The sequence below is a fragment of the Vibrio sp. 2132-1 genome (assembly GCF_033344315.1).
Window position 1 is genome coordinate 165087 of sequence record NZ_JAWPON010000003.1, and the last position, 14866, is coordinate 179952.

12 protein-coding genes, 1 tRNA gene and 1 riboswitch are annotated in these 14866 nt (G+C 43.9%); of the genes, 10 read left to right on the top strand and 3 right to left on the bottom strand.

All coding sequences use genetic code 11. From position 1 onward, the window contains the following. Nucleotides 1–88: 88 nt before the first annotated feature. The gene (gene pflB / locus R8N47_RS04235) at nt 89–2386 is read right to left on the bottom strand and encodes a formate C-acetyltransferase (RefSeq protein ID WP_064354191.1); all 2298 of its coding nucleotides are present in this window, start codon (nt 2384–2386) and stop codon (nt 89–91) included. A gap of 351 nt (nt 2387–2737) precedes the next feature. Continuing rightward, nucleotides 2738–2813 (bottom strand) — tRNA-Asn (locus R8N47_RS04240). Between the two features lie 559 nt (nt 2814–3372). Between R8N47_RS04240 and uvrB the strand changes: the two genes are divergently transcribed. The 3 genes from uvrB (at nt 3373) to luxU (ending at nt 7441) form a co-directional block, all read left to right on the top strand. After that, on the top strand, nt 3373–5403 hold the full coding sequence (gene uvrB, locus R8N47_RS04245) for an excinuclease ABC subunit UvrB (protein ID WP_017636056.1): 2031 nt from the start codon (nt 3373–3375) through the stop codon (nt 5401–5403). A gap of 290 nt (nt 5404–5693) precedes the next feature. Further along, a complete protein-coding gene (luxO, locus tag R8N47_RS04250; protein WP_005380768.1) occupies nt 5694–7100 on the top strand; it encodes a quorum-sensing sigma-54 dependent transcriptional regulator LuxO in 1407 nt (468 codons plus the stop codon). Next, the gene (luxU, locus tag R8N47_RS04255; protein ID WP_017636054.1) at nt 7097–7441 is read left to right on the top strand and encodes a quorum-sensing phosphorelay protein LuxU; all 345 of its coding nucleotides are present in this window, start codon (nt 7097–7099) and stop codon (nt 7439–7441) included. The genes luxO and luxU overlap by 4 nt, the downstream gene beginning before the upstream one ends. 137 nt (nt 7442–7578) lie before the next feature. On the opposite strand, the gene R8N47_RS04260 is transcribed toward luxU, so the two are convergent. Beyond that, nucleotides 7579–8475, bottom strand: a complete 897-nt coding sequence (locus tag R8N47_RS04260; protein ID WP_005388931.1) for a YvcK family protein — start codon at nt 8473–8475, stop codon at nt 7579–7581. A 175-nt stretch (nt 8476–8650) separates the two neighbouring features. Continuing rightward, nucleotides 8651–8785: riboswitch (molybdenum cofactor riboswitch) on the top strand. Between R8N47_RS04260 and moaA the strand changes: the two genes are divergently transcribed. The 7 genes from moaA (at nt 8774) to oppB (ending at nt 14851) form a co-directional block, all read left to right on the top strand. Further along, entirely contained in the window at nt 8774–9763 is a 990-nt protein-coding gene (gene moaA / locus R8N47_RS04265; protein WP_064354189.1) for a GTP 3',8-cyclase MoaA, read from the top strand. (Overlaps the previous riboswitch by 12 nt.) A gap of 101 nt (nt 9764–9864) precedes the next feature. Continuing rightward, nucleotides 9865–10377 carry a molybdenum cofactor biosynthesis protein B gene (gene moaB / locus R8N47_RS04270; RefSeq protein WP_318070292.1) on the top strand — a complete coding sequence of 171 codons (513 nt, stop codon included), beginning with the start codon at nt 9865–9867 and terminating at the stop codon, nt 10375–10377. 26 nt (nt 10378–10403) lie between these two features. Next, nucleotides 10404–10883 (top strand): cyclic pyranopterin monophosphate synthase MoaC, encoded by a 480-nt coding sequence (moaC, locus tag R8N47_RS04275; protein ID WP_005380779.1) that lies wholly within the window; start codon nt 10404–10406, stop codon nt 10881–10883. After that, nucleotides 10880–11137: a molybdopterin synthase sulfur carrier subunit gene (gene moaD, locus R8N47_RS04280; protein WP_017636051.1), complete on the top strand. Its 258-nt coding sequence runs from the start codon at nt 10880–10882 to the stop codon at nt 11135–11137. The genes moaC and moaD overlap by 4 nt, the downstream gene beginning before the upstream one ends. A gap of 1 nt (nt 11138) precedes the next feature. Further along, nucleotides 11139–11594 carry a molybdopterin synthase catalytic subunit MoaE gene (moaE, locus tag R8N47_RS04285; protein ID WP_017821374.1) on the top strand — a complete coding sequence of 152 codons (456 nt, stop codon included), beginning with the start codon at nt 11139–11141 and terminating at the stop codon, nt 11592–11594. A gap of 531 nt (nt 11595–12125) precedes the next feature. Next, nucleotides 12126–13802, top strand: a complete 1677-nt coding sequence (locus R8N47_RS04290; RefSeq protein ID WP_017633862.1) for an ABC transporter substrate-binding protein — start codon at nt 12126–12128, stop codon at nt 13800–13802. A 128-nt stretch (nt 13803–13930) separates the two neighbouring features. Then, nucleotides 13931–14851 carry an oligopeptide ABC transporter permease OppB gene (gene oppB, locus R8N47_RS04295; RefSeq protein WP_005380786.1) on the top strand — a complete coding sequence of 307 codons (921 nt, stop codon included), beginning with the start codon at nt 13931–13933 and terminating at the stop codon, nt 14849–14851. Nucleotides 14852–14866: the final 15 nt, after the last annotated feature.

Below are 14866 nucleotides of genomic sequence, written 5' to 3' on the forward strand. Positions count from 1 at the left end.
CCCGCCTCTTCCAGGTAGAAAAGAGAGGCGGGCAACGCATATTTACAAGCTAATTATTTAAACTTTCTGAGTGCTTGATGGACTGTGTTTATATCTTACTTGTGAAGGTACGAGTGATGACGTCTTGCTGTTGCTCTGTCGTTAGAGAGTTAAAACGTACCGCATAACCAGACACTCGAATCGTCAACTGAGGGTATTTCTCTGGATGTTCAACCGCATCCAATAACATCTCTCGGTCCAGAACGTTGACGTTAAGGTGTTGACCACCTTCAATCGCAATGCCCTCGTTGCTTGCTTCGTGATGGAAGTAACCATCCATTAGCGCGGCTAGGTTTTTCTTCTGACTTAATTCATCTTTACCCAGTGCGTTAGGCACAATTGAGAAGGTGTAAGAAATACCATCTTTCGCGTAAGCAAACGGCAGTTTAGATACCGATGCCAAAGACGCAACCGCCCCTTTTTCATCACGACCGTGCATTGGGTTTGCACCCGGCCCAAAAGGCATACCTGCGCGACGGCCATCTGGTGTATTACCCGTTTTTTTGCCGTAAACCACGTTAGATGTGATCGTTAGGATCGATTGAGTTGGCACTGCTTCGCGGTAGGTGTGCATCTTCTGAATTTTCTTCATGAAGCGCTCAACCAGATCACAAGAGATGTCATCAACACGGGCATCATTGTTACCAAATTTTGGATAATCACCTTCGATTTCAAAATCAACGGCGATGCCATCTTCATCACGAACAGGTTTCACGGTCGCGTATTTAATTGCCGCCAAAGAGTCAGCGACAACAGACAGACCTGCAATACCACACGCCATGGTGCGGTGCACGTCGCGATCCATCAATGCCATCAGTGATGCTTCGTAGCTGTAACGGTCATGTGAGTAATGGATGATGTTCAACGCTGTGACGTATTGCGTTGCTAGCCACTCCAACATATTGTCGAAACGAGGCATCAAAGCGTCAAAGTCGAGAATTTCATCTTGAACTTTGTCCACTACCGGACCCACTTGCGCTTTCGATTTTTCATCGATACCACCATTGATGGTGTAAAGCAATGCTTTTGCAAGGTTGGCACGTGCACCAAAGAATTGCATGTGCTGACCAACAACCTGCGGGCTCACACAACAGGCAATCGCGTAGTCGTCATTGTCGAAATCAGGACGCATTAGATCGTCGTTTTCGTATTGAACCGAAGAGGTATCAATCGACACTTTTGCAGCATATTGTTTGAACGCTTCAGGTAATTGCTCTGACCAAAGAATCGTCATGTTTGGCTCAGGAGCAGGGCCCATAGTATGTAGCGTATGTAAGTATCGGAATGTCGTTTTAGATACTAGCGTACGGCCATCAACACCCATACCTGCCATGGCTTCTGTCGCCCAGATTGGGTCGCCAGAGAACAATGAATCGTATTCTGGTGTGCGTAGGAAGCGAACCATCCGTAGCTTCATGATGAAGTGGTCAATCATTTCTTGCGCTTGTGATTCATCAATCAAACCGTTTGCGATATCGCGTTCTAGATAGACGTCTAGGAAAGTCGAAGTACGGCCCAGTGACATTGCTGCGCCGTTTTGCGATTTAACCGCCGCTAGGTAGCCAAAGTAGGTAAATTGGATCGCTTCTTGTGCTGTTTTAGCAGGTAGCGACATATCAATGCCGTATTTCAGACCCATTTGACGAATGTCTTCAAGCGCTTGAACTTGATCGGCTATTTCTTCGCGAAGACGAAGTGTTTTCTCAAGATCGTTGCCTTGTTCTAAGAACGTTTGTGTTGAGTTGTATTGTTCTTTTTTGTCTGCTTTTAAGAAGTCGATACCGTATAGGGCGAGACGGCGATAGTCACCAATGATACGACCACGGCCATAGGCATCAGGAAGGCCCGTGATGATACCGGATTTACGACAGGCTAGAATTTCTTTGGTGTAAAGGTCGAAACACGCTTTGTTGTGAGTTTTACGGTATTCAGTGAAGATCTTTTCAACCGTTGGATCCAGTTCGCGGCCATAAACTTCGCACGAGTTTTTTACCATGCGAATCCCGCCATTGGCGATGATTGCACGTTTTAGCGGTTGATCAGTTTGTAAGCCAACGATCTTTTCCAGATCTTTGTTGATGTAGCCTGCATCGTGGGAAGTGATTGTTGAGGGCAAGTCTGTGTCAAAATCAATAGGGGCGTGTGTGCGGCTTTCTTGTTTTATGCCTTCAAGCACTTGGTTCCATAATGCTGAAGTGGATTTGCTAACCTCGGCTAAGAAAGACTCGTCTCCCTCATAGGGTGTATAGTTTTTTTGGATGAAGTCACGAGTGTTGACAGAGTTTTGCCATTCACCAGCAGTAAATCCAGCCCATGCATCTAGCATGTCAGTTGTCGGAATAGTCATAAGTAAATCCCTAAGTTATTGATAATTAGAATGGAGGCGACGAGTAGGACGGAACCATTCTTAACCCTTTTAATCGTATGGATTTATTTATTATGAGTAAAATGAATGCTTTTCATTTTTTCAATGATTAAATTGCATTAATAATAGATTCAATTAGTTATGATTGTTTTTTGCTAGGAAAGAGACAGAATTAAATGTGTGGTACTGTGAGAACACTATCTATGACAATGTTATGAGTTCTGTAATTTGAACTTATTTCGGTGTGATTTTATGGCGCCTAGATTGGCTTAGATTTCCTGGCGATTAAGATACAAAAAAAGCCGTGTCTTGCGACACGGCTTTTCTATAATCTGGCTCCTCCTGCTGGGCTCGAACCAGCGACCTGCGGATTAACAGTCCGTCGCTCTACCAACTGAGCTAAGGAGGAATTGCTTTGCTTGAAAGCGGGACGAATCTTACCGAGCACTCAAACTACTGTCAACAGTAAAAAAATACATTTTTAGCAAAAAATATTGAGTTAAGGGCTTTACTTTTCTGTATGGCTTGCCAGTAAAGGCTCGAGGTTAGTTATCCACTAAATTTGTGGATAAGTATGTTGATGAGATCTGGGTAAAGAAAATTGATATGCAACTAAGCTTTTATTTAATGAATTTTTAGTCGGAATTATGCGTAAAATAAGCAAATAAAACAGAGATTTATCGATGTTAATCAAAAGGTATTCAAAGTGGATAAAAATCAATCTTTTGGGGATAAGAAAGTTTTAAGCTAATTTTTGGGGAAAAGTTGTGGAAACTATAATGTGAAGAATGTGTGTAGCTCTTCAACTAGGGCGAAGTACTATATCAGAGTCACTTTTGTATGGCTATAGCATTCTAGACAAACAAGAAAATTTATTAACAATGATGGGTAAATTCTCGATAGACGTAGATTTCATTAGCTAAGGTGTATATATATACAGCCTTAGCGCAGTAAAATTGAGGAAGGGTATGAGTAAAGTCTATGAATTGGTCTCCGATTATCAGCCGTCGGGCGATCAACCAGGAGCGATCAATCAGTTGCTTGAGGGGCTCGATGCTGGGCTAGCACATCAAACATTGTTGGGGGTCACAGGCTCAGGTAAAACCTTCACACTAGCGAATGTGATTGCTCAAGCCCAACGACCTGCAATATTACTTGCGCCAAACAAAACGCTTGCTGCTCAGTTATATGGTGAGATGAAGTCATTCTTTCCTAATAATGCGGTTGAGTATTTTGTTTCTTACTATGATTACTACCAACCTGAAGCATATGTTCCCACAACAGATACTTTCATTGAAAAGGACGCTTCGGTTAACGCCCACATTGAGCAAATGCGACTGTCTGCCACTAAAGCTTTATTGGAACGGAAAGACGCTATTATCGTTGCTTCGGTTTCAGCTATCTATGGTTTGGGTGATCCGGAATCCTACTTACAAATGATGCTTCATTTGCGACGTGGAGATGTGATTGATCAGCGTGATATGCTTCGTCGCCTAGCGGAGCTCCAATACTCGCGCAATGATGTTGCTTTTGAGCGGGGGCAGTTCCGTGTCCGTGGCGAGGTGATTGATATATTCCCTGCTGAATCAGACCAAGACGCTGTGCGCGTTGAGATGTTTGACGATGAGGTGGATTGCATCAGTGTGTTCGATCCATTGACAGGCGTGGTGAAACAACGAGACTTGCCGCGCTATACCATCTATCCCAAGACGCACTATGTGACGCCAAGAGATCGCATTCTTGAAGCGATTGAAAATATTAAAGTCGAACTAGAAGTGCGCAAAAAGCAGCTTCTAGATAACAACAAGCTACTGGAAGAGCAGCGAATTAGCCAGCGCACTCAATTCGATATCGAAATGATGAATGAGTTGGGCTTTTGCTCCGGTATCGAAAACTATTCTCGTTATCTCAGTGGACGCTCGGAAGGTGAGCCGCCACCAACCCTGTTTGACTACTTACCTCATGATGGCTTGTTGATCATCGATGAATCTCACGTGACAGTACCGCAGATAGGTGCCATGTATAAAGGCGACCGTTCGCGTAAAGAAACGCTGGTGGAGTTTGGTTTCCGGTTACCTTCAGCTTTGGATAATCGTCCACTGAAGTTTGAGGAGTTTGAAGCACTAGCGCCACAAACGATTTTCGTCTCTGCTACTCCTGGAAATTACGAACTAGAAAAATCGGCGGGTGATGTAGCGGATCAAGTCGTTCGTCCTACAGGCTTGCTTGACCCTGAGTTGGAAGTTCGCCCAGTAGCGACCCAAGTCGACGACCTATTGTCTGAGATCCGTATTCGCGCAGCTAAAGATGAACGAGTTCTGGTTACAACACTGACCAAACGAATGGCTGAAGATCTCACCGAATACCTTCACGAACATGATGTTAAGGTACGTTATTTACACTCAGACATTGATACTGTTGAGCGTGTGGAAATTATCCGTGACCTTCGTCTTGGGGAATTTGACGTGCTGGTGGGAATAAACTTATTGAGAGAGGGCCTGGATATGCCAGAGGTCTCGTTAGTTGCAATTTTGGATGCGGATAAAGAGGGCTTCTTGCGGTCTGAACGCTCACTCATTCAGACCATTGGTCGTGCTGCACGAAACATCGAAGGTAAGGCGATTTTATACGCTGACCGAATCACCAACTCAATGAAAAAGGCGATGGATGAAACTAACCGTCGTCGCGAGAAGCAGGAAGCGTACAACGAAGAAATGGGTATTTCGCCACAAGCGCTCAAACGAAATATCAAAGACATCATGGAACTTGGCGATATCACTAAGTCTAAACGCCAGCGTAACACTAAACAGGTACCATTATCGAAAGTGGCGGAGCCTTCGCAAACTTACGAGGCACTGTCCCCTCAGCAGCTAGAAAAAGAAATCAGTCGACTGGAGGCAGCGATGTATCAGCATGCGCAAGATTTAGAATTTGAGTTAGCGGCACAAAAGCGTGATGAGATTGAAAAACTACGAGCGCAGTTCATCGCAAATAGTTGAACAAACTTACCGATTTAACTATCCAAGCATTTTAGGTCGCTTGTAAAAAAAGAAGCCAATAGGCAGTCGGGTCTATTGGCTTGTTTTGTGAACATATCGTTCACTAACAACGTCAGTTGGCTAGGTGACCCGAGGGGTCACAATGGTTACAGCATGGTTTGTGCCACTTTTTAAATAATTGATATTATTTTTGAATTTTTTCCTTTGCCCATAATTTAGCTAATGTTATTTGCAAAATGCAAAGCGTAATGCGATTATTGTTTAAAACACAACAAAATAATAGCTAGGTTATGCAACAAAAACCCGAAGGCCCAAAGTCTCGTTACCTTTTAATGGTCGAGGACACCGCATCTGTTGCGGCTCTGTACCGCTCATACCTGACACCGCTTGGCATAGATATCAATATTGTCGGCACAGGTAGGGATGCCATTGAGAGCCTAAATCATCGAATTCCAGATCTTATTTTACTCGATCTCCGTCTGCCAGATATGACGGGGATGGACGTTTTACATGCCGTTAAAAAGAGTCATCCCGACGTACCTATAATTTTTATGACCGCTCACGGTTCTATCGATACCGCTGTCGAGGCCATGCGTCATGGCTCACAAGACTTTCTAATTAAACCGTGTGAAGCAGACCGTTTACGTGTCACGGTTAACAATGCAATTCGTAAAGCGACCAAGCTAAAAAATGAAGCCGATAATCCAGGCAATCAGAGCTATCAGGGGTTTATCGGCAGTAGCCAAACCATGCAGCAGGTTTACCGTACGATAGATTCAGCGGCGAGCAGTAAAGCGAGTATTTTTATCACAGGTGAAAGTGGTACTGGTAAAGAGGTATGTGCCGAGGCTATTCACGCAGCAAGTAAACGTGGTGACAAACCTTTTATTGCAATTAACTGTGCTGCAATTCCAAAAGATTTGATTGAGAGTGAACTGTTTGGTCACGTAAAAGGGGCCTTTACTGGCGCTGCGAATGATCGTCAAGGGGCAGCTGAGTTAGCGGATGGCGGCACACTTTTTCTAGATGAGCTTTGTGAGATGGACTTGGATTTACAAACCAAGTTGCTACGATTTATTCAAACGGGCACATTCCAAAAAGTGGGTTCCTCAAAAATGAAGAGCGTGGATGTGCGCTTTGTTTGTGCCACTAACCGTGATCCCTGGAAAGAGGTACAAGAAGGTCGATTCCGTGAAGATTTGTACTATCGTTTGTATGTCATTCCTTTGCATTTACCGCCTTTACGCGAACGAGGCGAAGATGTTATTGAAATTGCATACTCACTGCTAGGTTACATGTCACACGAAGAAGGAAAAAGCTTCATACGTTTTGCGCCTGATGTCATCGAGCGATTCAACAGCTATGAGTGGCCGGGTAACGTTCGTCAGTTACAAAACGTGCTACGCAATATCGTTGTTCTAAACAACGGTAAAGAGATTACGTTGGACATGTTACCGCCACCGTTGAATCAACCGCTTGACCGTCCGTCGTCTGTGGCTAAATTAATTGAGCCGAAAGCGATGACCGCATCTGAGATTATGCCATTATGGATGACGGAAAAAATGGCAATCGAGCAAGCGATTGAAGCATGTGATGGCAATATTCCTCGAGCGGCGGGATATCTTGATGTCAGTCCGTCGACGATTTACCGCAAGTTACAGGCATGGAACGGCAAGGAAGAGCGGCAAAAAGTATGAGTGTAAATGTATTAAATCAGCAAAAAATAGATGAACTGTCGATGGAAATTGGCAGTGACAACGTACCTGTACTGTTCGATATCTTCCTAGGAGAAATGGATACCTATATCGAGAACTTATCCCAACTGCAGGGGGCAGAGCGATTAGCTTACTCAAAAGAAATCAGCCACGCGTTGAAAAGTAGTGCTGCGAGCTTTGGGGCAGATCGCCTTTGTGAACTGGCTATGTCCATAGACAAAAAAGCGAAAGCCGGTGAGTTGACTGCGGAGTCTGAGGAGTTAGAGGCTATGTTCGATCTTTTGCACGAAACTCGAGATGCTTATCGCTCTTGGCGACAGTAGCTATTTTTTCTATTAACCATTTTTTCTTAGTAAACATCTGTTTTTACTGGATGCCTGAACTAAAACCCTTCGATGACAGAAGGGTTTTCATTATCAATAAACACCTTAAAAGAGGGCGCTAGCCAGGTAACGTGCTCTTAAATAGAAAGTTGTAGCTGATTTTCAATCGCTAGTTTGAGCTTGTTTCTATCGTGACGCCAGTCTCGGTTAGAGGAGGCGAGTGACTCCGTCACTACATTCCATTGACTTAAGACGTCTTGCTCGGTTTTCTCTGCTAGAACCACGTCTATTTTTCTTCCTTGACAGGCACGTTCACACCATTCTAATTTTTGAGCCATCGTCATTCGTCCCGCTGGGCCGTATTCTGGACTCAGGTTAGCAACAAAAATGACTTTTGCTTTTGTGTTTGCTGCAATCGCTTTGCCGAGTTCAGGCAGCAATAAAGGAGGCATGATACTAGTTAAAAAACTGCCAGGGCCAAGAATAATCGCGTCCGCTTCCGCCAAAGCTGTGATGGCTTCTTTGGTAGCAGGCACTTCTGGTGAAAGATCCAAACGTCGCAAGTCTGCTTTCATTTCGTCGACATTTGTTTCTCCCGTAACCCACTTCCCATCTACGGATAACGCGGAAAGATCCGAAGGGTGTTCGGACATAGGAAGGATGTTAACGTCGACTTTTAACATATTGCGAATCAGATTAATGGCATCTAAAGGTCTGACCGATAAGTTATCGAGTGCAGTAAGCATCAAATTACCAAGATTATGACCATCAAGTTCGCCAGTGCCTTTGAAGCGATATTCAAACATCATAGAACTGATCGAAGGCTCTGTAATGAGCTGATTAATACAGTTACGTGTGTCTCCCCAAGCGATTCCTCCTTGGCAGTGACGAATTCTTCCTGTTGAACCACCATTGTCAGTCGTGGCAACAATCCCAGTTGCATTGCTGCCAAAATCTCGTAATGCGGCCAGCATTCGACCTAAGCCATGACCACCGCCAACAGCGACCACTTTTTTATCTGTGTAGATATTCATTATGTTCTTCTAATAATCTAATAAAAAACGGCTACAATTTATCTTAAGGAGTGTCTTAAAGGTACTCACTTAGCGGTAAATTGTGTCTCTAGAGAGTTTTTTATCACTCAAGTCTGGATTCCATTACAAATATTAAGTATTTTACACCGCAAAGCTATCAGAGATTTCATATCTCTGGTTGCCATAACTCCGAGCTCACTATTGCTAAGTCCTTGGATAAGCGTTTTGAGCCAGTGGCATACTGTCACAAGGGCATGATTGGAAATGGCCATGCCTCCCGTGTTTGGAAAGGTGTTCCGTGGCGCAACAATTCGAAGACAAATTTCATCGTAAGTTTTATTACTTGCGTCTGTCTGTGACCGACGTATGTAATTTCAAATGTACCTATTGCCTTCCTGATGGCTATAAGCCTTCGGGCAATAAAAACTCGTCTTTTTTATCTCTCCCTGAAATCAAACGGGTCGTAAAAGCATTCGCTGATTGTGGCACGTCAAAAGTGCGCATCACTGGTGGTGAGCCTAGCTTACGCAAAGATTTTACCGACATTATCCATTCAGTAGCGGCGACGCCTGGCATTCAAAAAGTTGCAACGACAACCAATGGCTATCGTATGGCAAAACAAGTCGCAGATTGGCGTGAAGCGGGTTTAACCCACATTAATGTCAGTGTGGATAGCCTTGACCCGCGTATGTTTCATCAAATCACAGGTGAAAATAAGTTTACTGAAGTCATGAATGGTATCGAACGTGCGTTCGAGGTCGGTTATGAGCAAGTAAAAGTTAATGTGGTGTTGATGAAAGATCTGAACCATCACGAGCTGCCAGCGTTTCTTAACTGGATAAAAGATCGTCCAATCCAACTGCGTTTCATTGAGTTGATGCAAACGGGTGAGATGGATGAGCTATTTAATAAGCACCATGTATCCGGAGTGGCAATTCGTAACCAGCTAATTGCAAATGGTTGGTTGCTGAAAGTGCGCTCGCATAATGATGGTCCTGCGCAAGTATTTGTTCATCCTGATTACAAGGGTGAAATAGGTCTTATCATGCCTTATGAAAAAGACTTTTGTGAAAGCTGCAACCGACTGCGCGTTTCTGCGATGGGTAAGCTGCACCTATGTCTGTTTGGAGACCACGGTGTAGAAATGCGTGATCTTTTGGAACGTGATGAGCAAGAGAGTGAGCTTATTGAACGTATCCAGGCGCAGTTACAAACCAAGTCGGTAAGCCATTTCTTGCATGATGGCAATACTGGTATGACGCCACACCTCGCGTCTATCGGCGGCTAACTTCATTCAATTTTTAGAGCGAGCTCACTGATAAGCTGGCTCTAACTTTTTCCGAATCGATACCAAGCGTATCAAAGCTAATTAAGAGAATAGGTGAACAAATGGGTCACGCTGAAAGCAAATTCCAACCTGCAAATATTGCCGTTCTAACGGTATCTGACACTCGTACTGAAGAAAACGATACCTCTGGTCGTTACCTAGCTGAGCATGCTCAAGAAGCGGGTCACAACGTAGTAGACAAGCAAATTGTTATTGATGAAATGTACAAGATCCGCGCGATTGTTTCTCAATGGATTGCTGATGAAAGCGTACAAGCGATCATGATTACTGGCGGTACAGGTTTCACCTCACGTGATAGCACGCCAGAAGCACTTAAGCCTCTATTTGATAAAGAAGTTGAAGGTTTTGGTGAGTTGTTCCGTATGGTGTCGTACGAAGAGATCGGTACGTCTACGATTCAGTCTCGTGCGATTGCTGGTTTTGCTAACCACACCGTGATCTTCGCAATGCCAGGTTCAACTGGTGCGTGCCGCACAGGCTGGACAAAAATTATTAAACAGCAGTTGGATGCAAGTCATCGCCCTTGTAACTTCATGCCACACCTATCTGTATAACCTTTCCTAAAAGCGAAGGAAAAACAATGACCCAATTTACACATATCAATGCTTCTGGCGAAGCAAACATGGTTGACGTGTCAGCAAAAACGGAGACGGTTCGTGAAGCTCGTGCTGAAGCATTTGTTCACATGGCCCCAGAAACACTTCAACTGATTGTCTCTGGCCAGCACCATAAAGGTGATGTATTTGCGACGGCTCGTATTGCTGGTATTCAAGCTGCGAAGAAAACCTGGGATTTGATTCCACTTTGTCATCCGCTACTACTCTCTAAAGTTGAAGTTCAACTGGAAGCTATCGAAGCAGAAAACAAAGTTCGCATCGAATCAGTATGTAAACTTGCGGGTAAAACTGGCGTGGAAATGGAAGCGCTCACGGCAGCTTCCGTTGCTGCTCTAACGATTTACGATATGTGTAAAGCAGTACAAAAAGACATGGTTATTGGTCAAGTTCGTCTATTAGAGAAAACGGGTGGTAAATCTGGTCACTTTAAGGTGGAATCATGATTAAAGTACTTTTCTTTGCTCAAACTCGCGAACTGATTGGCATCGACAGTGTCGAGTTAGACGGGCCGTTTGAGACGGTTGAATCAATTCGTGCACATCTAGTGGAAGAAGGCACTGAGAAAGATGGCAAGTGGGATTTAGCGCTCGAGCCAGGAAAGCTACTTGCTGCAGTGAACCAATCCATCGTCCCTTTGGATACACAAGTAAAAGCAGGTGACGAAGTTGCGTTTTTCCCGCCGGTAACTGGGGGTTAAGATGGATTCTCGTGTTTCTGTACAAATTGAAGATTTTTCGGTTGAGCAAGAATATCAACGTCTATCTGAAGGGACGGCTGCCGGCGCTGTCGTTACATTCGTTGGTAAAGTTCGAGATATGAACCTTGGGGATAATGTCATTGGTTTACATCTAGAGCACTATCCGGGGATGACAGAGAAGAGCTTGAGCGACATTTGCGATCAAGCTGAGTCTCGCTGGCCACTATTAGGTGTACGCGTGATTCATCGTGTCGGAGACATGGATAGCGGTGATCAAATTGTATTTGTGGGCGTTTCCAGTGCGCACCGCGGCGCGGCATTTGATGCGTGCGAGTTCATCATGGATTATCTGAAAACCCAAGCACCATTTTGGAAAAAAGAGCGTACGACGAATGAAGATCGTTGGGTTGAGTCGCGCGACACCGATCATCAAGCTGCACAGCGTTGGGAAAAATAGAACTAACCCGCATTCTAGTGAAAAAAGCTAAGTGCTAATGGCACTTAGCTTTTTTTGTATTTATCTTCATTGTATTGCTCACTTTGTTTCGATATTTCCTATCTTTTGTCTGGTGATATTCTTCACAATAAAAGTTTTTTGCCCAATATATAAACAATTATTTGTTAGACTTGATTTGTCATAAATGTTAAATGATGTGTAAATATCTAGCATAAGATGCTAGTAAATAGTTTAAACTCAGATTAATCGAAAGTTTCGCCTGTTAAATGTCGCTTCTGGTCTTTATTTGGCTGGTGAATGCTTTGGGGTTAGAGTTTACTGCTAGATATGTGTGGTTTAGTCAGCATTATTGGTTTTTTTGCTACATTTTTATGGCAAATTACTTCAATGATTGCTAATGTGTGCCGCAGTCTTTGTAAGGTTTTAGACTTTTGTGCTCAGAAAGTGCACTAAAAAAATCTAAAACTCTGACCGTTCCAGGCCCTTACAAAGAAGTCATGGATGCTAACGAAAAAATTTGGAGTTTTACGCATGTATAAGAATAAAATCACGCGCGCTTTATTTATTGGTGCTGGTCTTTCTCTCGCTCTAGCTGGTTGTGGTGAAAAGCCTGCGGAGAAACAAGCTGCTGAGCCTGCTCCGGCTCCAGCCCCTGAAGCTAAATCTGATTCTAAAGAGCCAAAACTTGCTGCTGTTCAAGAATTGGTGCGTGGTAACGGTACAGAAGTTGCGACAATAGACCCTCATAAATCTCAAGGTGTTCCAGAATCCCACGTGATTCGCGATCTTCTTGAAGGCCTTGTAAACCAAGATGCGGACGGTAACACTATCCCTGGTGTTGCAGAATCTTGGGAAACTGAAGACAACAAAACATACACTTTCCACTTACGTGAAGACGCAAAATGGTCAAACGGTGATCCTGTCACTGCAGGTGATTTCGTTTACAGCTTCCAACGCGCAGTCGATCCAGCAACCGCCTCTCCATATGCTTGGTACATGGAATACACCAAGATGAAGAACGCAAAAGACATTGTTGCGGGTAAAAAAGATAAGAGCGAGTTAGGTGTTAAAGCGGTTGACGATCACACGTTAGTGGTTGAGTTAGATACTGCAGTACCATATTTTGTAATGATGATGGGCCACACGACAGTGAAACCTGTTCATCAAGCAACTGTTGAAAAGTTCGGCGATCAATGGACGAAGCCAGAGAACTTTGTAGGTAACGGTGCTTATGTTGTTGACAACTGGGTTGTAAACGAGCGTTTGGTTCTAAAACGTAACGAACAGTACTGGGACAACGAAAACACGACGCTTGACCAAGTTACTTTCCTACCAATCGAGAACCAAGTAGCGGAAATGAACCGCTTCCTAGCGGGTGAAATCGACTTCACGAACGAGCTGCCTACAGAGCACTTCAAGCGTCTGAAGAAAGAGCACCCACAAGAAGTGTCTGTAACCGGTAACTTATGTACTTACTACTACATCTTCAATACGAAGAAAAAGCCGTTTGATGATGTTCGTGTGCGTAAAGCGATTTCTTATGCGATTGACCGTAACATTGTGACCGATGCGATTTTAGGTCAAGGTCAAAAGCCAGCTTACTTCCTAACACCTGAAATTACGGCAGGTTTCAACCCAGAAATTCCTGCATACGGCAAAATGACGCAAGAAGAGCGTAACGCAGAAGCTGCGCGTCTATTGGAAGAAGCGGGTTACGGCGCAGACAACCCTCTTGAATTTAACCTTCTATACAATACATCAGAGAACCACAAGAAACTTGCGGTTGCACTGGGTTCAATGTGGAAGAAGACACTTGGTCTAGACGTTACGCTAGAAAACCAAGAGTGGAAAACTTACCTATCTACCAAAGATTCTGGCAACTTTGAGGTTGCTCGTGCAGGTTGGTGTGGCGACTACAACGAAGCTTCATCTTTCCTAACGCTGATGATGAGTAATAACACTACTGGTGGTATTCACTACGACAGCAAAGAGTACGATGCGATCATGAACAAAGCATTTGCTTCAACTTCTGACGAAGAGCGCCAAGCACTTTACCTAGAAGCAGAGAAGTTGATGGCAAAAGATATGCCAATCGCACCTATCTACCAGTACGTGAAATCACGTCTACTATCACCGAAAGTTGGTGGCTTCCCAGTAAATAACGCGGAAGACAAGATTTACTCTAAAGATCTCTACATCACAGAGTAATTCGTAACTCGATAGAACTATAAAAATGAGGCCCTACATGTGAGAAATTGCATGTAGCGCCTATCTTTAGTCCAAAAGAATTGGACGACTTCTTTAATTTAACTGTCACAGACTGAAAGAGTGAGTTTATGCTTAAATTCATCGCAAAAAGGATATTTGAGGCGATCCCAACAATGTTGGTTTTGATCACCGTATCTTTCTTTCTTATGCGCTTTGCACCGGGAAACCCTTTCTCGACAGAGCGTCCATTGCCACCCGAAGTAATGGCAAACATCGAAGCTAAATATGGCTTGGATAAACCTGTATTTGAACAATACACCACGTATTTGACCAATGTTATCCAAGGTGATTTCGGACCGTCATTTAAATACCTTGATTACTCAGTAAACGAGCTGATCGCGGTTGCCTTACCTGTTTCGGCTAAAGTGGGCTTCATCGCCTTTATCTTTACTTTGATAATGGGGGTTACCGTCGGTACCATTGCTGCGCTCAAGCAAAATACTTGGATTGATTACACCATTATGTCGACTGCGATGCTTGGTGTCGTAATGCCATCCTTTGTATTAGCGCCTGCGCTTATCTACATATTCTCGCTTCATTGGAATATCTTCCCTGCGGGCGGTTGGCAAGATGGTAGCTGGCAGTATTTAGTGCTTCCTGTTATTGGTATGTCGCTACTGTATGTTGCTACCTTTGCTCGTATCACGCGTGGTTCGATGATCGAAACCCTAAACAGTAACTTTATTCGTACGGCACGTGCTAAAGGTCTAAGTTACCGTTATATCATTATCAAACACGCTCTTAAGCCGGCACTTCTCCCTGTTGTTTCTTACATGGGCCCAGCTTTCGTAGGTATCATCACCGGTTCCGTTGTTATCGAAACCATTTTTGGTCTGCCTGGTATTGGTAAACTATTCGTTAACGCTGCGTTTAACCGTGACTACTCGCTAGTAATGGGGGTAACCATTCTGATTGGTTTCCTATTCATTCTATTCAACGCGATTGTAGATATTTTACTTGCAATGATTGACCCGAAAATTCGCTACTAACAGGGACGTTTGGTT